The 23,011-nt window shown below is 50.6% G+C and carries 24 protein-coding genes and 2 pseudogenes; 12 read left to right on the top strand and 14 right to left on the bottom strand.

Features of this window, described 5'->3' with window-relative positions; translation table 11 throughout:
- Nucleotides 1-18 precede the first annotated feature (18 nt).
- Entirely contained in the window at nucleotides 19-1,029 is a 1,011-nt protein-coding gene (trpS, locus tag ACMYUL_RS00480) for a tryptophan--tRNA ligase (RefSeq protein WP_415771513.1), read from the bottom strand.
- 240 nt (nucleotides 1,030-1,269) lie between these two features.
- A complete protein-coding gene (locus ACMYUL_RS00475; protein ID WP_003758524.1) occupies nucleotides 1,270-1,671 on the bottom strand; it encodes an RNA-binding S4 domain-containing protein in 402 nt (133 codons plus the stop codon).
- Nucleotides 1,672-1,890: 219 nt separating this feature from the next.
- Between ACMYUL_RS00475 and ACMYUL_RS00470 the strand changes: the two genes are divergently transcribed.
- The 6 genes from ACMYUL_RS00470 (at nucleotide 1,891) to ACMYUL_RS00445 (ending at nucleotide 7,484) form a co-directional block, all read left to right on the top strand.
- Entirely contained in the window at nucleotides 1,891-2,850 is a 960-nt protein-coding gene (locus ACMYUL_RS00470) for an acetyl-CoA carboxylase carboxyltransferase subunit alpha (RefSeq protein ID WP_036491589.1), read from the top strand.
- A 93-nt stretch (nucleotides 2,851-2,943) separates the two neighbouring features.
- Nucleotides 2,944-4,287, top strand: coding sequence for a tRNA lysidine(34) synthetase TilS (tilS, locus tag ACMYUL_RS00465; protein WP_415772997.1), 1,344 nt, complete (start codon nucleotides 2,944-2,946; stop codon nucleotides 4,285-4,287).
- A gap of 82 nt (nucleotides 4,288-4,369) precedes the next feature.
- Nucleotides 4,370-4,969 (top strand): RNA polymerase sigma factor RpoE, encoded by a 600-nt coding sequence (gene rpoE, locus ACMYUL_RS00460; RefSeq protein ID WP_049229611.1) that lies wholly within the window; start codon nucleotides 4,370-4,372, stop codon nucleotides 4,967-4,969.
- A gap of 16 nt (nucleotides 4,970-4,985) precedes the next feature.
- Nucleotides 4,986-5,561: a sigma-E factor negative regulatory protein gene (locus tag ACMYUL_RS00455; RefSeq protein WP_415771510.1), complete on the top strand. Its 576-nt coding sequence runs from the start codon at nucleotides 4,986-4,988 to the stop codon at nucleotides 5,559-5,561.
- Nucleotides 5,562-5,982: 421 nt separating this feature from the next.
- Nucleotides 5,983-6,765 carry a TrmH family RNA methyltransferase gene (locus ACMYUL_RS00450; protein WP_415771508.1) on the top strand — a complete coding sequence of 261 codons (783 nt, stop codon included), beginning with the start codon at nucleotides 5,983-5,985 and terminating at the stop codon, nucleotides 6,763-6,765.
- Between the two features lie 59 nt (nucleotides 6,766-6,824).
- On the top strand, nucleotides 6,825-7,484 hold the full coding sequence (locus tag ACMYUL_RS00445) for a YecA family protein (protein WP_070495735.1): 660 nt from the start codon (nucleotides 6,825-6,827) through the stop codon (nucleotides 7,482-7,484).
- A gap of 60 nt (nucleotides 7,485-7,544) precedes the next feature.
- On the opposite strand, the gene ACMYUL_RS00440 is transcribed toward ACMYUL_RS00445, so the two are convergent.
- On the bottom strand, nucleotides 7,545-8,033 hold the full coding sequence (locus ACMYUL_RS00440; RefSeq protein ID WP_415771506.1) for a DUF456 domain-containing protein: 489 nt from the start codon (nucleotides 8,031-8,033) through the stop codon (nucleotides 7,545-7,547).
- A gap of 186 nt (nucleotides 8,034-8,219) precedes the next feature.
- Nucleotides 8,220-8,282, bottom strand: a pseudogene (locus ACMYUL_RS00435) (transposase); the annotation flags it as partial.
- Nucleotides 8,283-8,690: 408 nt separating this feature from the next.
- Between ACMYUL_RS00435 and ACMYUL_RS00430 the strand changes: the two are divergent.
- Nucleotides 8,691-10,019 carry an anaerobic C4-dicarboxylate transporter family protein gene (locus tag ACMYUL_RS00430; protein WP_415772995.1) on the top strand — a complete coding sequence of 443 codons (1,329 nt, stop codon included), beginning with the start codon at nucleotides 8,691-8,693 and terminating at the stop codon, nucleotides 10,017-10,019.
- Between the two features lie 81 nt (nucleotides 10,020-10,100).
- On the opposite strand, the gene ACMYUL_RS00425 is transcribed toward ACMYUL_RS00430, so the two are convergent.
- From ACMYUL_RS00425 to ACMYUL_RS00410, 4 genes are all read right to left on the bottom strand, one after another.
- Complete coding sequence (locus ACMYUL_RS00425; RefSeq protein WP_415771504.1) at nucleotides 10,101-10,997, bottom strand: IS3 family transposase; 897 nt, start codon at nucleotides 10,995-10,997, stop codon at nucleotides 10,101-10,103.
- Nucleotides 10,901-11,251, bottom strand: a complete 351-nt coding sequence (locus tag ACMYUL_RS00420) for a helix-turn-helix domain-containing protein (RefSeq protein WP_308862247.1) — start codon at nucleotides 11,249-11,251, stop codon at nucleotides 10,901-10,903. The genes ACMYUL_RS00425 and ACMYUL_RS00420 overlap by 97 nt, the downstream gene beginning before the upstream one ends.
- Before the next feature lie 98 nt (nucleotides 11,252-11,349).
- Nucleotides 11,350-11,655, bottom strand: a complete 306-nt coding sequence (locus ACMYUL_RS00415; RefSeq protein WP_415771502.1) for a hypothetical protein — start codon at nucleotides 11,653-11,655, stop codon at nucleotides 11,350-11,352.
- 261 nt (nucleotides 11,656-11,916) lie between these two features.
- The gene (locus ACMYUL_RS00410) at nucleotides 11,917-12,795 is read right to left on the bottom strand and encodes a cupin-like domain-containing protein (protein ID WP_415771500.1); all 879 of its coding nucleotides are present in this window, start codon (nucleotides 12,793-12,795) and stop codon (nucleotides 11,917-11,919) included.
- A 142-nt stretch (nucleotides 12,796-12,937) separates the two neighbouring features.
- On the opposite strand from ACMYUL_RS00410, the gene ACMYUL_RS00405 reads away from it, so the two are divergent.
- The 3 genes from ACMYUL_RS00405 (at nucleotide 12,938) to trpD (ending at nucleotide 14,980) form a co-directional block, all read left to right on the top strand.
- Nucleotides 12,938-13,273: a hypothetical protein gene (locus ACMYUL_RS00405; RefSeq protein WP_016686410.1), complete on the top strand. Its 336-nt coding sequence runs from the start codon at nucleotides 12,938-12,940 to the stop codon at nucleotides 13,271-13,273.
- 14 nt (nucleotides 13,274-13,287) lie between these two features.
- The gene (locus tag ACMYUL_RS00400; protein ID WP_415771498.1) at nucleotides 13,288-13,878 is read left to right on the top strand and encodes an aminodeoxychorismate/anthranilate synthase component II; all 591 of its coding nucleotides are present in this window, start codon (nucleotides 13,288-13,290) and stop codon (nucleotides 13,876-13,878) included.
- Between the two features lie 67 nt (nucleotides 13,879-13,945).
- Entirely contained in the window at nucleotides 13,946-14,980 is a 1,035-nt protein-coding gene (gene trpD / locus ACMYUL_RS00395; protein WP_415771496.1) for an anthranilate phosphoribosyltransferase, read from the top strand.
- 104 nt (nucleotides 14,981-15,084) lie between these two features.
- Here trpD and ACMYUL_RS00390 read toward each other — a convergent pair.
- The 5 genes and pseudogenes from ACMYUL_RS00390 to rph form a co-directional block, all read right to left on the bottom strand.
- Nucleotides 15,085-15,198, bottom strand: a pseudogene (locus tag ACMYUL_RS00390) (IS5/IS1182 family transposase); the annotation flags it as partial.
- A 55-nt stretch (nucleotides 15,199-15,253) separates the two neighbouring features.
- On the bottom strand, nucleotides 15,254-16,363 hold the full coding sequence (locus ACMYUL_RS00385; RefSeq protein ID WP_415771494.1) for an SGNH/GDSL hydrolase family protein: 1,110 nt from the start codon (nucleotides 16,361-16,363) through the stop codon (nucleotides 15,254-15,256).
- Between the two features lie 113 nt (nucleotides 16,364-16,476).
- Nucleotides 16,477-17,553 carry a peptidoglycan O-acetyltransferase PatB gene (gene patB / locus ACMYUL_RS00380; protein WP_415771492.1) on the bottom strand — a complete coding sequence of 359 codons (1,077 nt, stop codon included), beginning with the start codon at nucleotides 17,551-17,553 and terminating at the stop codon, nucleotides 16,477-16,479.
- Between the two features lie 15 nt (nucleotides 17,554-17,568).
- Nucleotides 17,569-19,005 (bottom strand): MBOAT family O-acyltransferase, encoded by a 1,437-nt coding sequence (locus ACMYUL_RS00375; protein ID WP_009311342.1) that lies wholly within the window; start codon nucleotides 19,003-19,005, stop codon nucleotides 17,569-17,571.
- A gap of 417 nt (nucleotides 19,006-19,422) precedes the next feature.
- Entirely contained in the window at nucleotides 19,423-20,148 is a 726-nt protein-coding gene (gene rph, locus ACMYUL_RS00370; RefSeq protein ID WP_070514050.1) for a ribonuclease PH, read from the bottom strand.
- A gap of 89 nt (nucleotides 20,149-20,237) precedes the next feature.
- Between rph and ACMYUL_RS00365 the strand changes: the two genes are divergently transcribed.
- Both ACMYUL_RS00365 and ACMYUL_RS00360 read left to right on the top strand, forming a co-directional pair.
- A complete protein-coding gene (locus tag ACMYUL_RS00365) occupies nucleotides 20,238-20,855 on the top strand; it encodes a hypothetical protein (RefSeq protein ID WP_246830428.1) in 618 nt (205 codons plus the stop codon).
- Between the two features lie 10 nt (nucleotides 20,856-20,865).
- A complete protein-coding gene (locus ACMYUL_RS00360; protein ID WP_070514051.1) occupies nucleotides 20,866-21,198 on the top strand; it encodes a hypothetical protein in 333 nt (110 codons plus the stop codon).
- 132 nt (nucleotides 21,199-21,330) lie between these two features.
- Here ACMYUL_RS00360 and ilvA read toward each other — a convergent pair whose 3' ends face one another.
- Complete coding sequence (gene ilvA / locus ACMYUL_RS00355; RefSeq protein ID WP_070514052.1) at nucleotides 21,331-22,857, bottom strand: threonine ammonia-lyase, biosynthetic; 1,527 nt, start codon at nucleotides 22,855-22,857, stop codon at nucleotides 21,331-21,333.
- Between the last annotated feature and the right edge of the window lie 154 nt (nucleotides 22,858-23,011).

Here is a 23,011-nt window from a genome sequence, read left to right as displayed (position 1 = left end):
CAGACGACCTTTTGAGATTTACTTCAATGGACGGATGCCGACGGTGTCGCGTACTTTGTCCAGCAGTTCGCGCGCTTCTTTGCGCGCTTTGGCGGCACCTGCCTGCAGGATGTCTTCGATTTGCGAAGGATTGGCGGTCAGCGCGTTGTAGCGTTCGCGCGGTTCTGCCAGCTCAGTATTGATTTTGGCGGCCAAGAGTTTTTTGGCTTCGCCCCATGCCAAGCCTTCGGCAAGCATTTGCGTGAACGCTGCGGTTTCAGACGACGTGGAGAAGGCTTTGTAGATTTCAAACAAGGGGCTTTCATCGGGCTGTTTCGGCTCGCCCGGCTCTTTCATGTTGGTGATGATTTTGTTGACCGATTTTTGCGTTTTCTTGTCGTTTTCCCAAAGCGGAATGGTGTTGCCGTAGGATTTGGACATTTTGCGTCCGTCCAAGCCGACCAAGAGTTCGACGTTTTCGTCGATTTTCACTTCGGGCAGGGTGAAGACTTCTTTGAAGCGGTGGTTGAAGCGTCCGGCGATGTCGCGCGCCATTTCGACGTGTTGGATTTGGTCGCGGCCGACGGGCACTTCGTTTGCGTTGAACATGAGGATGTCGGCAGTCATCAGGATGGGGTAGCTGTACAGACCCATTTCTACACCGTGATCGGGGTCTTCCTGATTGTTTTCGACATTTGCCTGCACGGCGGCTTTATAGGCGTGGGCGCGGTTCATCAGGCCTTTGGCGGTGATGCAGGTCAGAATCCAGTTCAATTCCATCACTTCGGAAATGTCGCTTTGGCGGTAGAAGGTAGTACGCTCGGGGTCGAGTCCGCAGGCAAGCCAAGTGGCGGCAACGGCTTGGGTGGATTGGTGAATCATCTCCGGCTCGTGGCATTTGATGATGCCGTGGTAGTCGGCGAGGAAGAGGAAGGATTCGGTATCGGGGTTTTGCGCCGCGCGGACGGCAGGGCGGATGGCGCCGACGTAGTTGCCCAGATGCGGGATGCCGGTGGTGGTTACGCCTGTGAGGACGCGTTTCTTGCTCATGGGGATATCCTTAAATGGCTCAAGGTCGTCTGAAAATGAAATAGGGATGGATTATACCTGATTCTGATGCGTTTCAACTTTACGGAAATCGGCGGATTCAGGCAGGAGTCTCAACACAACGGACGGATAAAACCGTCAAGTCAGTTGCGTGAAATAATAAAAACGGATGATTTGTTTTTGGCGGGGGTCAAATATATCCGTTCTGCTGTACATCGCAGTTGAAACTGAATTTACAAAACCCTACCAGCTGTCGCGTTTCATGCGGTCGAGTTGGCGGCGGTCGCGTTTGGTCGGCCTGCCGTCGGGATACGCCGCGCTGATGCGGCTTGCTTGGTCGAGCTGTTTTTGCGCTTCGCGTTCGGCGGCGGTTTTCATGTCTTCTTCGTAAAGCTGACGCGCTTCGGGTGCGGGGCGGCGCTGGTGGTTGAGTGCCAATACTTTGATTTTGTAAGGCAGTGAATTGAGCGTCAGGTCGATGATGTCGCCTGCGCTGATATTTTTGCTGTTTTTGACTTTGGCACCGTTGACCTGAACCCTGCCCAATTCGATATGTTTTTGAGCCAGTGCGCGGGTTTTGAAAAAGCGCGCAGCCCAAAGCCATTTGTCGAGCCGCATCGCCGTATTGTCGTGTTCGTTTTTCATAGCCTGTTTGAAATGATTGAACTGAATGGAAGTTTATCATAAGATACGGCACTTCATTTGTTTAGTGCAGATATACTATATCATCCGCAAAAGGTCGTCTGAAAAGGCATTCGCCCGATTATCTGCCGTTTTGCACGGCATATCCTCCATGAGAAATGCTGCCAAATATGCCTGATTGGCGTATGATAGCGGCAGCGTCCCTACCGAGAGCTTCACCCTATGAAACCAGTTTTTTTGGATTTTGAACAACCCATCGCCGAATTAACCAATAAAATCGAAGAGTTGCGCTTTGTGCAGGGCGAGTCCGCCGTCGATATTTCCGATGAAATCGCCAGATTGCAGAAGAAAAGCAACGACTTGACCAAATCGATTTTCAACAAGCTGACGCCCGCTCAGATTTCGCAGGTTTCACGCCATCCCCAACGTCCTTACACCTTAGATTACATCCAAGCCATTTTCACCGATTTTGAAGAGTTGCACGGCGACCGCCATTATTCAGACGACCATGCCATCGTCGGCGGTTTGGCGCGCTTCAACGGACAAAGTGTGATGGTTATCGGCCATCAAAAAGGTCGAGATACCAAAGAAAAAATCCGCCGCAATTTCGGTATGCCGCGCCCTGAAGGCTACCGTAAAGCACTGCGTCTGATGCAGACCGCCGAGAAATTCAATATTCCCGTGATGACTTTTGTCGATACGCCGGGCGCGTATCCGGGCATCGGCGCAGAAGAGCGCGGTCAGTCTGAAGCCATCGGACGCAACCTGTACGAACTGACCCGCCTGCGTGTACCGGTTTTGTGTACCATCATCGGCGAGGGCGGCTCCGGCGGCGCGCTGGCGATTGCAGTCGGCGATTACGTCAATATGCTGCAGTATTCGACTTACTCGGTTATTTCTCCGGAAGGCTGCGCGTCTATTCTGTGGAAAACTGCTGAAAAAGCAGCAGATGCCGCTCAAGCCTTGGGTATTACCGCCAAACGCCTGCAAGAATTGGATTTAATCGATAGCGTGATCAGCGAGCCTTTGGGCGGCGCGCACCGCGATTTTGAAACGACCATGAAAAACGTCAAAACGGTGTTGGAAACCCAGTTGCACGAAGCGCAAAATATGCCGATGGCGGACTTGCTGGCGCGCCGTTTCGACCGGATTATGGCTTACGGCAAGTTTACGGATAAGTAAACAGTTAATGTGTAGAAAAGCAGGCAGAAGCCCCCCTGCCTGCTTTTTCATTTCTGAGAACTTGCCTTGCCGACAAAGCATAAATTACGCCATATGAACCCGACGTCGTCTGAAAACCTTCCGCCTCAATGCCACAGTTTGTTGGAAACTCTGCGTCTTTCGGCGCGTTCGCTTCCGGATGGTTGCATGGTAACGGTTGGACTAAGCGGCGGTTTGGATTCGGTGGTGTTGCTGCATATGCTCGCGTGTTTGCGGGAAGAGCTTGGATTGGACGTACACGCGTTGCACGTTCATCATGGATTGAGCCGCAATGCGGATGACTGGCTGGTGTTTTGCACACGTTTATGCCAAGAATGGAATGTGCCGTTCAGAAGCGTAAAAGTTGAAGTCAAAAAAGACGGCTTGGGAATCGAAGCCGCCGCACGGAAAGCACGTTATCAGGCGTTTTCAGACGACCTCTCCGGTGTCATCGCGTTGGCGCACCATCAGGATGATCAAATTGAAACATTCATGCTCGCGGCAGTTCGCGGCGGCGGCATCAAAGCACTTGCCGCCATGCCGCAATGGCGCAAATTGAATGAGGAAAAGCAAATTTGGCGGCCGCTGCTGACGTTTTCCCGAAAAGAATTGGAAAACTACGCCGCTGCCTGCAACCTGCCGAACATCGAAGATGAAAGTAACGCCGATACAGCCTTTTTAAGAAATTGGATGCGTTACGAGGCGTTGCCGGTTTGGCGGGAGCGCATTCCGAATTTCGACCATCATGTTTGTGCCAACATTCGTTCGTTACAAACCGATTTGGCGATTTTGGACGAAGTTGTCGATGCGGATTATCAGACGGTTTGCCAAAGCGGGCGTTTCCAAGTCAGCCGTTGGCAGACATTCAGCGAAGCACGCCGCAGCCGGATTCTTTGGCGGTTTTTTAAAGAGAATGAGATTGTGGAAAGTTCTCCGAGAAAGCTGGCGGATTTCGCGCGGATACTGTTGGAAGCAGAAACTGCACAATGGCATTTCGGCGAAACATCGGTATGTTTATATCGGGATTTTTTATTTATATTGAAACAAAGCCAGTTTGCAGACGCAGATTGGATAAAGGGAAAAGAAGTCAGAGGTCGTCTGAAAGATATTCTCCAAGAAAACGGCTTTTTTCTGGTGCCGCACCGCAACGGATTGCCGGAATCGGTCTTGGAAGAAGAAGGGATCATTCGGACGGCGGGCAGTGATGATATGATGAATGTAGGTTTTTTGTATAAAAACGTTAAGAAAGTGTTGCAAGAAAACCATATTGTACCGTTCGTCAGAAAATGCTGGCCGATTATCACAAATACTGACGGAAACTGCATTGCTATTGTTAACCTTACGGTAAGCCACGATTTTCAAGGGTTTGACGGTTTTTTACCGGTTTACGGAAAATTTTTGAGATATAAATGGAACTAAATACGGCGGCAGCTGTCTTTAACTGGCACAGCACGCTTTACTACTTTATAGCTTATAATGCAGTTATTACAAAAGGTAAGATATGAATGATCGCCAGATTGATCAGGCCTTGGTAGAGCGCGCACAGAAGGGCGAACAAAAAGCATTCGAGATGCTGATGTCCAAATATCAGCGTCGGCTCATCAGATTGATTTCCCGTTTTGTCAAAGACGAACACGAAGTCAACGATGTGGCGCAAGAGGCAATGATTAGGGCTTATCGGGCCTTGCCGAACTTCCGAGGCGAGAGCGCTTTTTATACTTGGTTGTATCGGATTGCCATCAATACCGCCAAGAACTTCTTAGTAACATCAGGAAAGCAGCCGTTCGTCAGTGCAGAGGCTGCTAATGAAGACGGGGATATTCTGGATTTATCGGATCAGATTGCGGATTACCATACGCCGGAAGCTGAAATGATCAATCGGGAAATCCTGCAAACAGTCGAATCAACGATTTCGCATTTGCCCGAAGACTTACGCAAAGCCATTACCCTGCGGGAAATGGACGGTTTGTCTTACGAGGAAATAGCCAAAATTATGGATTGTCCGATAGGAACGGTCCGCTCCCGTATTTTCAGGGCGCGGGAAGTGATAGCAAAAGATTTGAGGCCGCTGCTGGAAACCTCTGAAAATCAAAGGTGGTAAAAAAATGGTAACAACTATGGATACAACAAGAGAATATGTTTCCATGCTGATGGATGGAGACCAAGTAAGCGAAGAGATGCTTGACCGTCTGTTGTCCGACGATGCCGCTGCCGAAGCGTGGTATGAGTACCATCTGTTAGGCGATTGCATGCGCTATAAAGCAGGGACAGGGCGTGATGCGGATTTCATGCAAAGCGCGGCATTTACCGCTACGCTTGCGGAAATTAGCGAAGAACACAAACAGCGTCATGAAGCCGAAGTTGCTGCTGTGATGCCTGTTGTTAAGGAAGTACAGGCTGCGAACAACTCTTTTTTCAAATCCTTCGCCGTCGCCGCCAGCGTGGCAGCGGTTGCTGTAGCCGTATGGCAATTCGGTCCGCAAGTGAAGGGCGACTCTTCAGGCATGGTTGCTGAAAAAGCTGTTGAAACCAAAAACCAACAGGAAAATATCGTACCCGTAGCCGCCAATCCGACAGCCAAAAATGCTTCGGATGCCGTGGTAATGCCTGAATCCGCAAAGAATGACAAAGGTGTGAGTCAGACTACGGTTCGAACCGAAACGCAGGTTCAACAGGATTCCGTCGTTCATTAGGCTGCATAGAGATACAGATTTCCATCAAGTAGAGAAAATCCCTTCCCGAGCTATTCGGGCAGGGATTTTGTTTTTGATCGGATGCATCTTGAGGTCGTCTGAAAAAGCGGGTTGAACAAAGTCGGACGGTATTGTGCCGCTGCCTTTCTGTATCCTTTTTATAGTGGATTAACTATAAACCAGTACGGCGTTGCCTCGCCTTAGCTCAAAGAGAACGATTCTCTAAGGTGCTGAAGCACCAAGTGAATCGGTTCCGTACTATCTGTACTGTCTGCGGCTTCGTCGCCTTGTCCTGATTTAAAGTTAATCCACTATATGCGTCAAGAGGTCGTCTGAAAAAGCGGTTTGAAAAAAGTCCGACGGTATCGTGCGGCTGCCTTTCTGTATCCTTTTTATTTGAATCCGCTATATAATGCGCCACATGAAATCAATTACCTCCGCGCAAAACGAGCAGCTCAAGCATTTGTCCAAGCTGCTGACACAATCTAAAGCACGCCTGGAATATGGGCAAACCGTGTTGGAAGGCGTACATCTTTTGCAGGTCTATTTAGAGGCGGGATACAAGCCCAAACAAGTGTATTTGCCCGAAAGTAAAAACACGCATCCTGAAATCCGAAATTTAATCAGTAGTTTGGACGAAGATGGTATTACTTGGGTCGGAAACGAAGCCTTGTCTAAAATCACCAGTCTGAACGATGCTGACGATGTGATGACTTGGATAGAGATTCCGCCGCAAGGAGATTTGCCTTTAAGCGGCGACTGCGTGGTGTTGGATAGGCTGCAAGACCCGGGCAATGTCGGTACGGTTTTACGCAGCGCGGCAGCTTCGGGCATCAGGCAGATTGTGTTGGGTAATGACTGCGTCGATATTTGGTCGCCCAAGGTATTGCGTGCGGGTATGGGGGCGCATTTTCTGCTGAATATATACAGCCGCGTTTTTCTACTGCAGTGGCTGGATGCTTATCAGGACAAAATATGGGCGACTGCTTTGGATGGGCGCAATCCTTCCGACTTGTACCAACTGGATTTAAACGCCCCTTGCGCTTGGGTTTTCGGTAATGAAGGCAGCGGCGTGAGTCGGGAAATTTTGGAAAAAGTCGACGGCAGCGTCAGAATCCCGATGCTGGGCCAGACTGAGTCGTTAAACGTCGCCATGGCGGCAACCGTATGCCTTTTCGAGCAAATGCGCCAACGCATCGCCTAGACCGTTTTCAGACGAACCCTCGGATAACAAACATATCGTTTAAAAATAAGGAAAAAAACATGCAATTGCAAGCATTTGATGAAGCATCGCGCTTACGCCTGATGGAGCTGCTCGATGCTAAATCAGAACACCACAACACCATGCGCTGCGATGAAGTGCAGGCGTTTATGATGGCTTTGTTGAGCGGTCCGGATGCGTTGAACCCGAATGACTGGCTGCCTGAAGTTTTGGGCGACGAATCGTTGTTTGATGCCAAAGAGCGCACCGAAATCGAGCGTTTGGTCATCGGTTTGGCGGCAGATTTGCGCATCAAACTCAGTAAAAAAATGCTGCCCGATTTGTGGTTATACGAAGATGCCGCCTCCAATCCTGATATTTATACTTGGTGTAACGCGTATCTCTATGCCTTGGATATCGTTCCGACCGATTGGTTTGAGGCGGTCGATCAGGAAGAATTTGAAGATTTGTTCTATCCGATTATGGCTTTGGGCGGCATTTACGATGAAGAGCGAAACGGCGAAGTCATCCTGCACCTGACCGAAAAAGAACTCGCCCAGCTCGAATCCGAGCTGCCGCATGTGTTGCTGGATATTTATTGGTATTGGCAGGCAATCATCAACAAACCGCAAACGGTACGCCGCGAAGGCGACAAAACCGGACGCAACGACCCTTGCCCTTGCGGCAGCGGTAAGAAATACAAAGCCTGCTGTAACAAATAAGCGTTCAAAAACCAAAGGTCGTCTGAATTTTCAGACGACCTTTGGTTTTGAAGATATGGCTTAGAAAAACGAAGCCAGCCATACGGATAGGACAGTCAGCATAATGGTCAGCGCGCAGCCGATTTTGGCAACCGTACCGATGATAAAGCCGATAAACGTACCGATGCCGACTTTGCCAGCCTGCCAACTGTCTTTGCGGGCGATGAATTCGCCGCTGGCTGCACCAATCAGAGGGCCTAACAGCAGGCCGGGGATGGCGAAGAATGCGCCCACAATGCCGCCGATAAACGCTCCCCAGATAGCAGTTTTACTCGCCCCCGTATATTTAGCCCCCAGCGCGCCCGCGACATAATCCATTGCCGTGCCGATAATGGCGACAACGGCAAGGAAAATGAGTGTGCCGGAGCCGAAAATCTGATAATCGCCGGCATAGCCCAACAGCCATGCGCCACCAAACATCAGACCCAATCCCGGCAAGGCGGGGTAAATCGTGCCAAAAATGCCGACCGCTATGGCAATCAGACCGAGGATAATCAGGATGGCAGTCATCGCTTTCTTTCAAATATGAAGTGGTATAACGGCAGTATTATGGGGATGTTTCGGCTGATTTCGATAAGGCGGGATGCAAGAAAATGAAAATTTATAGTGGATTAACTTTAAACCAGTACGGCGTTGCCTCGCCTTAGCTCAAAGAGAACGATTCTCTAAGGTGCTGAAGCACCAAGTGAATCGGTTCCGTACTATCTGTACTGTCTGCGGCTTCGTCGCCTTGTCCTGATTTAAATTTAATCCACTATATATCGGGATGTTGTAGCTTGAGATGGGGAATTGAGCATTGCGGGATGATTTCATTCAAAGTCGGTTTAAGAGACTTCAAATAGATTTTTGTATGAACATAAATCCTTGTATGCAAAACAAGCCAGACATTCTTGCGTTGAACAGGCTTTCTTGAAAAAAGGTCGTCTGAAAAAATGAATTTCGGTGTCTTCAGGCGACCTTTGGTGTCTTAATTTCAGTAAAACATTGTTAATAACGAGTGCTTACTCTATAATCACGCCCGATTTAATCGGATAAAGTGTTGGTATTTAAAATAAAAACAAAAATATGGATATCAGATGTAATGCAACAGCAGCTTCCGCCGATATCCGCTTTAATCCGTTTCCTCTTCAAGATTTTTTTACAAACAATGGAGTGTTCATGTCCACAATGTTTTTTATCCAGTTCGCCATCGTACTGGTGTGTATCTTAATCGGCGCACGGGTCGGCGGTATCGGTTTGGGCGTACTTGGCGGTGTCGGGCTGGCGGTTTTGGCTTTTGGTTTTCATCTTGAGCCGACCAGTCCGCCGATTGACGTGATGCTGATGATTATGGCGGTCGTTTCCGCTGCTGCATCGATGCAGGCAAGCGGCGGTTTGGACTACATGATTAAAATCGCCACCCGCGTTTTACACCGCAATCCGAAATACATCACCTTCATCGCGCCTGCGGTCACATACCTGTTTACCGTATTGGCAGGCACGGGACATGTCGCCTATTCGGTATTGCCCGTTATTGCCGAAGTCAGCCGCCGCAACGGTATCCGCCCGTCGCGTCCGTTGACGATGGCGGTCATCGCGTCGCAATTTGCCATCGTTGCCAGCCCGATTGCGGCCGCGGTCGTTGCCTGCGTTACCTACCTTGAGCCGCAACACATTACGATGGCTGATGTGCTGAAAGTAACGGTTCCTTCAACTATTTTAGGTATCGGCCTTGCCTGCATATTCGTCAACAAGCTCGGCAAAGAGTTGAAAGATGACCCGCATTATCAGACGTTGCTGAAAGACCCGGAATATGTAAAAGCCAACGAAAAAGATTCGGCTGAAGTTTCCAACGCGCCCGTTAGCAAAGAGGCGAAACTTTCAGTCGGGATTTTCCTTGCTGCCGCATTGCTGGTGGTCGTCATGGGTGCCGTACCGGAGTTGCGTCCGACCTTCCAAACAGAAGAAGGCCCGAAACTGATGGGCATGGCGCACACCATCGAAATCGTCATGCTTTCCGCTGCCGCGCTGATTATCCTGCTTTGCAAACCGAATGGTAACGCGATTACCAAAGGCTCGGTGTTCCATGCGGGGATGCGCGCCGTTATCGCCGTATTCGGCGTAGCATGGCTGGGCGACACATTGATGCACGGTCATCTGGCCGAAGTCAAAGAAACCGTATCGCATCTGGTCGAAACCGCGCCGTGGACTTTTGCGTTTGCCCTGTTCGTTTTGTCTGTCTTGGTCAACAGCCAAGGGGCGACCGTTGCAACGCTGTTCCCCATCGGTATTTCGCTGGGCATTCCCGCTCCGATTATCATCGGCACGTTTGTCGCGGTGAACGGCTATTTCTTCATTCCGAACTACGGCCCGATTATCGCGGCGATTGATTTTGACAGCACGGGTTCGACTAAAATCGGCAAATTCATTTTCAACCACAGCTTTATGATCCCCGGCCTCTTGAGCATGGCATTCAGCTTGGCATTCGGTTTGCTGCTGGCGAATTACTTCTTTTAAGGTCGTCTGAAAAAAGGTCGTCTGAAAACACAAAATAGGTTTGAACTGGCCCCCAAATCTTGGACACTCATAAAAGCCTTTTCAGGCGCTCTGTGTAAGCTGGGTTCTGTATGCGACAGGACTCAGCTTTTTCAATTTCAAACTGCAACGCTCCCGGTTGTAGTAATCCATATAGTCATCTATCTGCTTCATCAATTCGTCCACCGTCAATTCACCTGCGTTATAGAAACACTCCGTCTTCAACACCGCAAAGAAGCTTTCCATCGGCGCATTGTCCCAACAGTTCGCCTTACGCGACATGCTTTGAACCATGGAATGTTGTGCAAGCAATTCCCTATACCCCGCCGTACGGTACAGCACGCCTTGGTCCGAATGAAGCATCGTTGCCTTATCAGTCAGACGGGGTGCGGCTTTTTCGAGCATTTCCTTCACCATTTCACTGTCGGCTCTGCGGCTCATGGCGTAGGCGACGATCTCGCGGTTGAACAAATCCAAGATTGGCGAGAGGTACAGTTTGCCGTCCTTCCCTTTGAGTTCGGTAACGTCGGTCAGCCATTTTTCGTTGGGCTTTCGGGCTTTGAACCGGCGTTTGAGGAGGTTTTCCGATATCTCGCCCATGGCGGGATGGCGGTAGGCTTTTTTCGCCCGTATGAGGGCTTTCAGCCCCATCTGTTTCATCAACCGCGCCGCTTTTTTGCGGTTCCAACCCAATGCTGCGGCAATGCGCCTTTGCCCGTAGCGTCCTTTATGCCGCCGGTAGGTTTCGACGAGGAGGGCTTTGTCGGCTGTGTCGGGGTCGGGTCGGTCTTGGTGGTGGTAGTAAAAGCTGCTTTTGGGCAGGTTTGCGATGTGCAGCAGGTATTTGAGCGGGTGTTGCGCCCTCAGTGTTTGGACGGTTTGGCTTTGTCCTTTTCGGTCCGCTTTTGGCTGAGGGCTTTTAACTCCTTTAGGTAGGCGACCTCTGCGCGCATATAGCACAACTCTTCAATAAGCTCTGCCTGTGTTTTTTCTTGGTCGGGTTTATCTGCGATGAAGGGGTTTTTGCGGTGGTCGGTCATGGTTTTGGATTGGGGATGTTCGAGTGCGCCGATGCCGCCTTCTTGATAGGCGCGTATCCATCGTCTCAGGTGGGTTCGGGAAATGCCGTAGTGGTCTGCAGTACGCTGTTGGCTGCGTATATGCAGGTAGTGAAGTACGGCTTGGTATTTGAAGTGTAATGTATATTTGCTCATAAAAAAACTGCACCTTGTGAGTTGGAGGGGGGATGTCCAACTTTTGGGGTGCAGTTCAGTTTTCAGACGACCTTTGCTATATCTTTCCGGCAAAAATCTTATTCGCAATGAAGCGAGCGCGTTTTGTCGGCGAACGAATCCATGGCAATTTTGCACATGGTTTCACGCTGCGTTAAATCGGCGGCAGGCAGGGCTTGGAACAGGAATTTTGTATTGTTGCGTTGAAAATCGGATTTGGCGCCCGCCTTTTTGTAACAATTCTCCGCGCGCGTGAAGTATTGCTGGCAGATTTTAGGCAGCTCTTCAAAAGTCAGCGGTTTATGTTTATGCATGCCGTGAGCGGACGCAGAGAATGCCGATGCCGTTAAAACAAGGACGGTTAAGAATTTTAGAGGTGTTTGCATGATGCACTCCGGTTAAAAAATGGGGCAAAACAGGCTGGGGCAAGGTCAGTCCGCCTGCTTTGACAGATTGGTTTCAGCTATCGCCGACGTTTAAAAAAATATGCGCCTTGTATCTCACACTTGTTGCATTTTTGCCTTATGCACTGCGCCGATATTGAGGAAACAATGCCATCCATTGCTTCAAGTTTTGCGCTGGATACGGGGCAATTTGCGGATAAAGGTCGTCTGAAATACCGTTTTCAGACGACCTCTAGGTTTGTTTTAACGAGGCATGCCGCGTTCCCATGCGCGGCGGGCGCGTTTGCAGGCAAGCTGTTCTTTCCAATTCATGTAGCGTGCTTTAAAGCGGGCTTTCATGAAGTCGTCGAACTTGCGCTGTACGGTCAGGTTCCACAGGCTATGCGCCTTAACCGCCCAGCTTTCATCCCATGCGCGCAGGGAGATGGAGAATGAGCCGTCAAGGTATTTCATCCAATGCCACCAGCCGGTCGGCATGAACAGGGTGTCGCCGTATTCAAGGAAGCATTCGATGCCTTCGATGCCTTCAAGTTCGGGGAAACGTTCCGTATCGGGATTGTCAACGTGGTAGTCTTCCAGCGCGTAAGTGGCGAAAGGAATGCGGAACAGACGCTCTTTCCATTTGTAATCGAACAAGATGATGTGTTTCTTGCCGAAATGCGTATGGAAGATGTGCGCCATATCGATGTCGTAGTGTAGGAAGGTTTCCGAACCTGCACCGCCGAAAAACAGGGTAGGGTATCGGTCTAAGAATCCGCCCATCAGCTCTTTGGGAAAAACGTAGTCGTTCAGCAAGGCGGGAGCGTGTTTGATGGGGTCAAATAAGAAAATCCGCAAATCCGTCGGCTCGCGTTTGATCAGATCGATATAATCGCTGAAGCGCATTTCCGTACTGGCGGCATTAATCGGCGCGGAAGGGTCGGCTTTGGCGCTGTCGTACAAGGGAACGACGATATCGCCGACGGTTTCTTTCATATAGTCCAGTGACCATTTGTCGCGGGCGGGCCAGTTGCGGGTCAGTCCTTTGATCACGACAGGACGGCGGGGCTTGAGATAGTTTTGATAAAAATCTTCGCGGCTGATGTTTTCTACAACATCAATCGGAGTAAGTTTGAAACCCATAAGCAAATCTCTTTTTGGAATGTAAGACTGATTTTAAGTGAATATTTCGGAAGGTGGCAAGCGATGTTTCAGACGACCTGATGCGAATCAAAAATCGTGGTTGTGATATTATGGCGATATAAATATTCCGTCCGAAACGCTTATGAACGATGCAGACGATTATTTGGGCAAGATGCCTTTTTTTATTGTATTCCTCGACCCGCTGCACACGGATTTCCACAGCAGCGGCAAGCCTCTGAACGAATACATCGCCCGCCATCCGCTGATGCACGACAAGCTGCACCGCCCCGCTTTTGCCGCCAAAGTGTTGGAAATGGCGGCAAACAGCTGCAATATGCGTGTTTTTGTCCGCAAAGCGGATGCGCTGATTAAGCATCCGCTGCATTATATTGTCCGTAACGGCGTTTTCCGAACCGAAGAGCAGATGTGGGCGTTTATCAATTCGCCCGAAAACATCGCCGCCGTCAAACAACCCTAAAAGGCCGTACCCCCATGCTTTTATTCATTGATAATTATGACAGTTTCACCTACAACATCGTCCAATATTTCGCCGAACTCGGTCAGGAAGTCGTCGTCCGCCGAAACGACGATATTACGTTCGAAGAAATCGAAGCTTTGAAACCGCAATATCTCGTTATCGGGCCGGGCCCTTGTTCGCCGAAAGAGGCGGGCATTTCGGTTGCCGCCATGCGCCATTTCGCCGGTAAGCTGCCGATTATGGGCGTGTGCCTCGGGCATCAGACGATAGGCGAAGCGTTCGGCGGGGATGTGGTGCGGGCAAAAACGCTGATGCACGGCAAAGTTTCGCCCGTGTTCCATTTGAACAAAGGCATGTTTAAAGATTTGCCCGATCCCGTTACCTGCACGCGTTATCACAGCCTTGTCATCGCCCGCGATACGCTGCCCGATTGTTTGGAAGTCACCGCATGGACGGAAGATCAGGAAATCATGGGCGTGCGGCACAAGGAATACGCCATTGAAGGCGTGCAGTTCCACCCCGAAGCCCTGTTGACCGAACATGGACACGATATGTTGAAAAACTTTTTGGAAGAATTTAAAGACTTCCAAGCGTCCGCCGCTTAAACCAAACGTCGTCTGAAAACTTTCAGACGACGTTTGACGTAAAAATACCCGTAAAAAGGATTGAACCATGATTACACCGCAACAAGCCATCGAACGATTAATCAGCAACAACGAATTGTTTTACGACGAAATGACCGACCTGATGCGCCAGATTATGAGCGGACAGGTACCGCCCGAACAAATCGCCGCCATCTTGACCGGATTGCGGATTAAAGTCGAAACCGTATCGGAAATCACCGCCGCCGCCGCCGTCATGCGCGAATTTGCCGCCAAAGTGCCGCTGGAAAATTCAGACGACCTCGTCGATATTGTCGGTACGGGCGGAGACGGTGCAAAAATCTTCAATATTTCCACGACTTCCATGTTTGTCGCTGCTGCGGCAGGCGCGAAAGTCGCCAAACACGGCGGACGTTCCGTTTCTTCGTCCAGCGGCGCGGCAGACGTGATGGAGCAGATGGGCGCGGTGTTGAACATTACGCCGGAGCAAGTTGCCGAAAGCATCCGTCAAACAGGCTTGGGCTTTATGTTTGCCCAAAACCACCACAGCGCGATGCGCCATGTCGCGCCCGTGCGCCGTTCGCTCGGGTTTAGAAGTATTTTCAATATCTTGGGTCCGCTGACCAACCCCGCCGGCGCTCCAAACCAGCTCTTGGGCGTGTTCCACATCGATTTGTGCGGCATCCTGTCGCGTGTATTGAAACAGCTTGGCTCCAAACACGTTTTGGTCGTGTGTGGCGAAGGCGGTTTGGACGAAATCACGCTGACCGGCAAAACCCGCGTTGCCGAGCTGAAAGACGGAGAAATCCGCGAATACGACATCAGCCCCGCCGATTTTGGCATTGAAATCCGCCGCGATTTAGACGAAATCAAAGTCGCCAATGCGCAAGAGTCTTTGGAAAAAATGGATGAAGTGTTGAGCGGCAAACATGGCGCGGCACGCGACATCGTCCTGCTCAACGCCGCCGCCGCCCTTTATGCCGGCAATGTCGTGCCTTCGTTGGCGGACGGTGTCAAAGCCGCCGAAGCTGCCATCGATTCAGGCAAGGCAAAAGCGAAAAAAGAAGAATTTATCCGCTTTACACAGCAATTTGCCAAAGAGTAAGCAAAGGTCGTCTGAAAACGGAAATTCGATACTGATTATCGGGAACGGGCTGAAACGCTGCGAAACCGTTCGATAGGCAGTTGAGGAGGATAGACCGTCTTCAAGAGAAGATATAGTGGATTAAATTTAAACCAGTACGGCGTTGCCTCGCCTTGCCGTACTATCTGTACTGTCTGCGGCTTCGTCGCCTTGTCCTGATTTAAAGTTAATCCACTATAGAACAGTGTCGTCATCAAAAAAAGGTCGTCTGAAAATTTTCAGACGACCTTTTGTTTAATCTGCCATTTGTATCAAGCTGTCGGCGAGACGGTCGGCGGCTTGGCGGTAGCCTTTGCCTGAGAAGTGGACGCCGTCTTTGGCGGCGAGACCTTGGTTCATCCAGCTTTTCATGCTGCATTCTCCACCCATCGCGTTCTGCCACGACCAATACATGATTTTTTCTTCGCGGGCGACGCGCTGCTGCATTTGTTGGATGCTGCTTAAAGTGGCGGGACGTGTGCCGCAGCTTCCTGAAGTGCTTTTAAGGGATTCGGGTGCGCCAAGAATCAGGATGCCTGCGTCGGGCAGGCTTTGTTTGATTTGGCGGATGTAGCTGCTCCAGCTTTGTTCGGTGGTAGTGATGTCCAAATCGCGGGCGAAGGCTTCGTTGGTGCCGTAGGCGATGATAACGAGGTCGGCGCGGGTTTGGGCAAGGTCATCCTGCCAAGAGGGACGCCATTTGGACCAGTGGGTCAGTTGCGCGCCGTTGATGCCGAGTGCGGAAACGGTTACGCCGCGTCCGGGATTTTCGATATTGATGTAGCCGATGTCCCAAGGCATGGAGCTGCTGAGGGTCAGCGGCAGGCGGCTGTTGCTGCGGATGATTTGCCAGCCGCTGCTTCCGGCGGGAACTTCGCGTCCGTTAAACGACAGGGTTTGTTCGGGCAGGACGGGTTTGGCGAAGACGGAAATCTGCTTATCGCCGCTGCTGCCGTCTTTGGCGCTGATGGTAACGCTGCTGCCGTTCGCTTTGGCGATGATGCCGCCTAAGGGGAAGTCGTCTGAAACGCTGCGGCTGCTGACGGTTTGCCATGAGCTGTCATAGCGGACGGCTGCGCTGCGCTGGCCTTTGACGGTAGAGGGGTAAACCCAGCCTATGCCGCCGTCGCCCCATTTTTGTTGGAGGCGCAGGCGCAGTTGTTCGGTGAAAAGGTCGCCGGCGGTGTGTGAATCGCCGATTTGGAGGACGCGGAATTTGCCGTCTGAGCTGCGGTCGAGTTTTTTGAGCTTGGAGAGCCATGCGGGACGGCTGCTGCCGTAGTTTTCCAGCAGCATATCGGCAGCGGGGGCGGCGGCAGACAGGCACAATGCGGTAAGGGATACGGACAGGGTTTTGATGTTCATGAGTTTCCTGTGTGTGGTTTCAGACGACGTCTTTTGACGCGGCGGATGGCTATTGTAACGAAAAAGACGGCATCGGATAAACAAAACGCCGTCCTTTTGCTGCCGATACGGGCTTAACGTGCGGATAATTGTTCCGTGCGTTCTTCGCCGTTCATTTCAGGGGTCGTCTGAAAAACGATTTTTTCCATGATTTTATCCGCGAGCAGTTTTTGTCCTTCAGCAGAGAAGTGGATGCCGTCTTTGCTGCGGTAGCGGATGATTTTTCCATTGATGTTGACGGAGTCGGCGTAGGTGTCCGAGCCGTTGCTGAGGAGTTTGTCGGTCGGTATCCACAGGGCTTTTGGACTGATCTCGTCTGCTAAAAGTTTGTCGAGATATCGCATTTGCTTGTTAAGTTTTGCCTGTTTCATATAAGGGATGCCCATCCAAATGACTTGCACATGGTGTTGTTCGGCGGCGGTCAGGATGCGGTTGACGCGGCTGAGGTATTCTTCCGACCATTCGGGCGAGGCGAATTTCAGGTATTTTTTGCCTTTTGGGAAGTCCCACGGGTCGTTGGGGCCGAGGAAGACGACCAGAAGGCGGATGTCGGTTTGTTGTTTCAGCGTTTGTTCGATGGTGTTCGGCCAGTCGAAAAACTTGGGATAGGACAATCCGGTGCTTTGTTTGCTTAGGTTCACCGACTGGATGCCGTATTGTTTTTTCAGGCTTCTTTCTACAAAAGGTGCAACGCCCTGCATCATCGAGTCGCCGGCAAAAAAGACTTTGTCGCCTTGTCCGAGAACGATATTGGCGGGCGGCGTAATAGGGAGGTGATGTGCTTCGGGTTGTCCACCGTTTTGTGCCGTTTGAGGTTGACGTCCGTCGGCGGGACGGTTTTTTTCGTACGGTTCGGACGCATTAAGCTGCGCATTTTGTTCAGACGACCAGTCGTCTTCAGCGATTTGAGGTTCCGGTTCGGCAATCACAGGCTGTCCTGCCAAACGTGCTTTGAGGTCGTCTGAAAAGGCGTATGCGTCTTGTTGCAGCTTCGCGCCCGTGCGCCACCATTCGTATTCGGACAAAGGCTCCAGCGGTGAAGCCTGATGATAGGTTTGCTGCCAATAGGCATTAATGGAATCTTGACTGAACCACGCCGCGTCAAAGGCGCAAACCAAAAGGGAGGCAAACAGGGAAATAAAGCGTTTCATATTCTGATTGTCCTTTTAAAAATCGGCGTAAATAAAGCCCGGGATGCCCGACGGCGCCAATACGATAATCAACACCAACACCAGCGTCAGCGGTATAAACCACAGCCACATCGGCATTTTTTCCAACGTCGCTACTGCGCCGTCAAACAGGCGAAGCAAATACGGGTAGAGCAAAATCATCAGGCCGAACGCGGCAAGCAGCAGGACATCCGCCTGTTTCGGTGCAGCCCAACCTGCTTCGTTGGCGAATAAGGCATCAAACACCATCTGCGTATCGGCGAGGCTGCCGGTGTTGAACACGACGAAAGTGAAGCAGACAAAATGGAAAGTGACGAACCAGGCAAGCGGACGCAAGATTTTCAGACGACGTGAGCCGTCCCGACCGAATATTTTGTCGCCGCAGTTGAGCAAAATTAATGCCACGCCGTGCAGCGCGCCCCACAGCAGGAAATTCCAGCCGTAGCCGTGCCAAACGCCCGACAACACCATCGCCAGCAGCAAGTTGAACTGCGTCAGGACGAAGCCGTGTTTGCTGCCGCCTAAAGGGATATAAATATAGTCGCGTATCCAAGTGGAAAGGCTGATGTGCCAACGGTTCCAGAAGTCGCGGATATTGAACGCGCGCAGCGGAGCGGCAAAGTTTTTCGGCAGGCGGAAACCGAGCAGCATCGCCATCCCGATTACCAAATCCGAATAGCCTGAAAAATCAAAGAAAAGCTGGAAAGTATAGCCGTACACCCCCGACAACACGCCCCAGCCGTCAAACTGGGCGGGATTCTCGAAAACGGGCGATACCCAGCCGTCTCCCAGCGCACCCGCCAGCCACCATTTCTTTGCAATACCCAGCAAAATCAAGCACACCGCCAGCGCGGGTCGCACCAATGCGCGCGGTTCGGCAGTCCGAATCTGTTCCAAAGCCCCCGCCTGTTCGCCGTCTATGCTTTTAAACGCCGCCGCACGGATAATCGGCCCGGAAGTAATCGTCGGGAAAAAGCTCAAATGCAGCAGCAACTCATGCCACGCAAAGCGGTCGCCCATCGGATGGCGGCAGCAGTACACCAAATAAGCCAAAGATTGAAACGTGTAATAAGACAGCCCCAAAGGCATCAAGATATCGACAATCTCGCTCTGTCCCGTGTACTGGCGGATAAACGGGCGGAAAAAGTCGAAATATTTGAAGAAACACAATACTGCCAAAGCAGTCGCTACGCCGAAGCCCAGCCAGAATTTCCGTACGTTTTCGTTTTCAGACGACATCAACAGACCGAGCAAATGCACGCAGGACGAATAGCAGGTAATTATGGCGGCAAAGATGGGATTCAAGTGATACAGCCAGCCCATCCCAGCCAGCAGAAGCAAAACATTCTGCACCGACGGCATACGGACAAATGCCCAATAAATAGGCAAAAAAGCAATAAAAAATACCGCGAATTCAATCGACAGCAACGGCATAAGTGTTCCTTGAAATTTTTATTATTCAGATGCCCCGAATATAGGTTTGGCAAGTCGAAGCGAACCATATATTTTAAATAAGTGTTTGAATTTATACAACTAACGCTAATCTCGTTTTAGAACCGCTCGTCAGAGCTTGGGGCGGATTTTGAAATCTTTTGTCATAAATATCGTATTGGATAAGCAGGCTTTTTTTAAATTTTCAGAGATAAAAAGCAGGTTGGGCAGGGCATGCTGATTGCCCTTTTTTCGACACTCAATTTCAAGCAATGAATTGATTTAAGATGAAAAAAAAGCAGATTCGGGGTAGAGACGCCCGTAAGGTGTTTAAACCTTGACGGGTTTTACCTTGAATCTGCTTTTAATAAGGTTGGTTTTTAAGAAAAATATTTTATTTCAATAGATTATATAATTTGCTTAAGAGGACAGGGCGTTTTGCTGGTGTGCCGTCAACTCGGCAATGCCTTTCTGCGCCAGCGCAATCAGTTTGCCCAATTCGTCCAAGCTGAACAGCGCGCCTTCCGCCGTGCCTTGGATTTCGATGATTTTGCCCGAAGCGGTCATAACGATGTTGACGTCGCTGTCGCAGCCGGAGTCTTCGGGGTAATCCAAATCCAAAAGCGGCACGCCGTTTACTACGCCTGCGGATACGGCGGCAACGGCTTCGCGGATGGGATTTTCGCTGATGAGGTCGTCTGAAAGCAGCTTGTTGACCGCAATTTGCAGGGCGACGAATGCGCCGGTAATAGACGCGGTGCGCGTTCCGCCGTCTGCCTGAATCACGTCGCAGTCAATCAGGATTTGGCGTTCGCCGAGTTTTTCCATATCCACGACGGCGCGTAGCGAGCGCCCGATCAGGCGCTGGATTTCTTGGGTGCGCCCCGACTGTTTGCCCGCCGCGGCTTCACGGCGCATACGCGAGGCAGTGGAAGCGGGCAACATTCCGTATTCGGCAGTAACCCAACCCTGACCCTTGCCGCGAAGGAACGGCGGGATGTTTTCGTCGATGGAAGCGGTACAGATAACTTTGGTGTTGCCGCATTCGATCAGACACGAACCGTCGGCGTGCGGCAGAAAGTGCGGGGTAATTTTGATGTCGCGCAGGCTGTCGGCAGCGCGCGAGGTGCGGGTGTAATTGCTCATGATTTGTCCTTAGGGGAACGGTAAAAATTTGTGGTCGGTATTATAGGGCAGAAGCTAAACGAGATGGGAAGGTCGTCTGAAAACAAAGGTTGAATCCCAAAAAATGGGGCGGTATAGTGGATTGCGTTGAGTATCCTCTGCAATTTAAATATGCGTCTGATGAACTGACCAAATTGGGACTAAAATTAAATTCAAAAAATATTTTTGAGATCATTATTATGAATGGTGCAGAATTTAAATCATCCTATCAAAAACTTAGGAATGATAGTGAGAAAGAAGAATTTCTACAAAATTACGTTGATGAGGATATGTCTGAGGAGTTGGCGAATTTTCTTTTGGATATCGGTCTAAGTTCAAAAGAATCCGATATTGCCCGCCATGAAGCATTCAGTATCTTGAGGGTGTATATAGGCGAATTTGATTATAGTTATATTTTTGAAAAAATAATTGATTTTGTTGGGAGTCTTGATGAGGATATTTATCTTAGGATTGAGGCGCTGAGTATTTTAAAAAGAGCGCCAATAACTGTTAAGGAAGCAGAGTTTGCAATGAATGTCATCAAGAAAAATGAAAATGAGTTAATAAGCAGTGCTGCACTCCAAGTTTTGACATTTCATCGGAAACTGCCTTTCATTAAATTGTATCTTAAGCAGCTAATTGAAGATAAATCAGTTTTTTCGGAAGATGCACGTATAGCTTTAGGTTAGTGAGGAGAGTATGAAAAACTTTGATAAGGATTACCACGACGCAGAAATTATCGGCTATGTTTATAAGGAAAAAAAACAAATCCTAAAATTTTTCCTCGACGATGATTCAATATTGGATTTTCAGGATGTAGTGTTTTTTGATTTTGATAATATCGGTACGCAGAATGTTATTTTTGATATTCAGACCTATCACAATCAATCATGTCCTGAATGGTTGATTGAGTGGTTTCCATCCATCAGTTTTTATGTAGAACAAAGACGGCATGAGTCATATGATTTTTACTATATTTCATCATCGGTGGGGCTGGAAGCAGTCATTGTGTGTGAAAATCAAGCTGCGTAGTTGGTATGGCAAGTTGCAGCCTGTATTTCCTTTTTTGTAGAAATTTATTTGTAAACCAAGTCTGTGCAAATCATAAAGGTCGTCTGAAACCATCAAACAGGGTTTCAGACGACCTTTATTTTTCCCTTCCAATCAAGCAAGGAACAGGCGGTATGCGGCGTTTTGGGTTTCGTCCTGATAGCTGTAACCGAGGCTTTCGAGGAAGTCTTCGAATGCTTCATCGTCAGTGGACGGGACATCGATGCCGACGAGGATGCGGCCGTAGTCGGCGCCGTGGTTGCGGTAGTGGAAAAGGGTAATGTTCCAGCCGCCCTGCATATGGTTGAGGAAGCGGGCGAGTGCGCCGGGGCGTTCGGGGAACTCGAAGCTGATTAAGCGTTCGTGGGCAACTTTTGTTGTGCGTCCGCCGACCATATAACGGATGTGGATTTTGGAGATTTCGTCGTCGGTCAGGTCGACATTGGGCAGTCCGGCTTCGGTCAGTTGGCGGCTGATGACGGCAAGGTCTTGGGAACCTGCGGTTTGCAGACCGACGAAGATGTGGGCTTTTTGGTCGTCGCCGTAGCGGTAGTTGAACTCGGTGATGTTGCGGCTGCCGAGCAGGTTGACGAATTTGAGGAAGCTGCCGCGCTCTTCGGGGATGGTAACGGCGAAAATACCTTCGTTGCCTTCGCCCAATTCGCTGCGTTCGGAGACGTGGCGCAGGCGGTGGAAATTCATGTTGGCGCCGCTGGTGACGGCGACGAGGGTTTGGTTTTGGATGCGGTTGCGGGTGGCATAGGTTTTCAAGCCGGCAAGGGCGAGCGCGCCGGCGGGTTCGGTGATGCTGCGGGTGTCGTCGAAGATGTCTTTGATGGCGCCGCAGATGGCGTCGGTGTCGACGGTGATGATGTCGTCCAAGAGATCGCGGCAGAGGCGGAAGGTTTCGTCGCCAACGACTTTGACGGCAGTGCCGTCGGAGAAGAGTCCGACGTCTTTGAGGCTGACGACTTTTCCGGCTTCGACGGATTGTTTCATGCAACAGGAGTCGTGTGTTTGCACGCCGATGACTTTGATGCTCGGTCGGACTTGTTTGACGAACGCGGCAACGCCTGCCGCCAGTCCGCCACCGCCGATGGGGACGAAGATGGCGTGGATGTCGTCGGGACGCTGGCGAACGATTTCCATGCCGACCGTGCCTTGTCCTGCAATCACGTCGGGGTCGTCAAATGGGGCGATGTAGGTCAGTTTTTCTTTTTCTGCCAATTCCATCGCGTAATCATAGGCATCGTTGTAGGAAACGCCTTTGAGGACGACTTCGCCGCCGCGGCTTTTGACGGCGTCGATTTTGATTTGGGGCGTGGTTTCGGGCATGACGATGACGGCGCGGCAGCCTAGACGCTGTGCCGAAAGTGCGACGCCTTGTGCGTGGTTGCCCGCGCTGGCAGCGATCACGCCGCAGGCGAGTGCTTCTTTTGGCAGCTTCGCCATTTTGTTGTACGCGCCGCGGATTTTGAAGGAAAACACGGGTTGCAGGTCTTCGCGTTTGAGCAGGACGTTGTTGTTCAGACGACCTGACAGCCCGATGGCGGGTTCGAGCGGGGTCTCGACGGCAACGTCGTAAACGGAGGCGGTCAGGATGCGGATGAGGTAATCGGAATAAGATGGGCGGTTGTTCATGGTTTTGTGTGCCGGAGGATTATTTTCGAAAGGAGTGTCCGCCGTCCGCGTCAAACTTTGTCAACAAAACGGCGGAAAGGTAAAACCATACCCGCGAGGTCGTCTGAAATCAAGAAAAATCTTAGCAAAGCGAAGATGCGGCGGTATAATGACA

This window comes from Neisseria sp. CP9 (genome assembly GCF_047758525.1).
Lineage (GTDB): Bacteria > Pseudomonadota > Gammaproteobacteria > Burkholderiales > Neisseriaceae > Neisseria.
The sequence above is the reverse complement of the archived record's forward strand: the minus strand, read 5'-3'. Positions and strand labels throughout refer to the sequence as shown.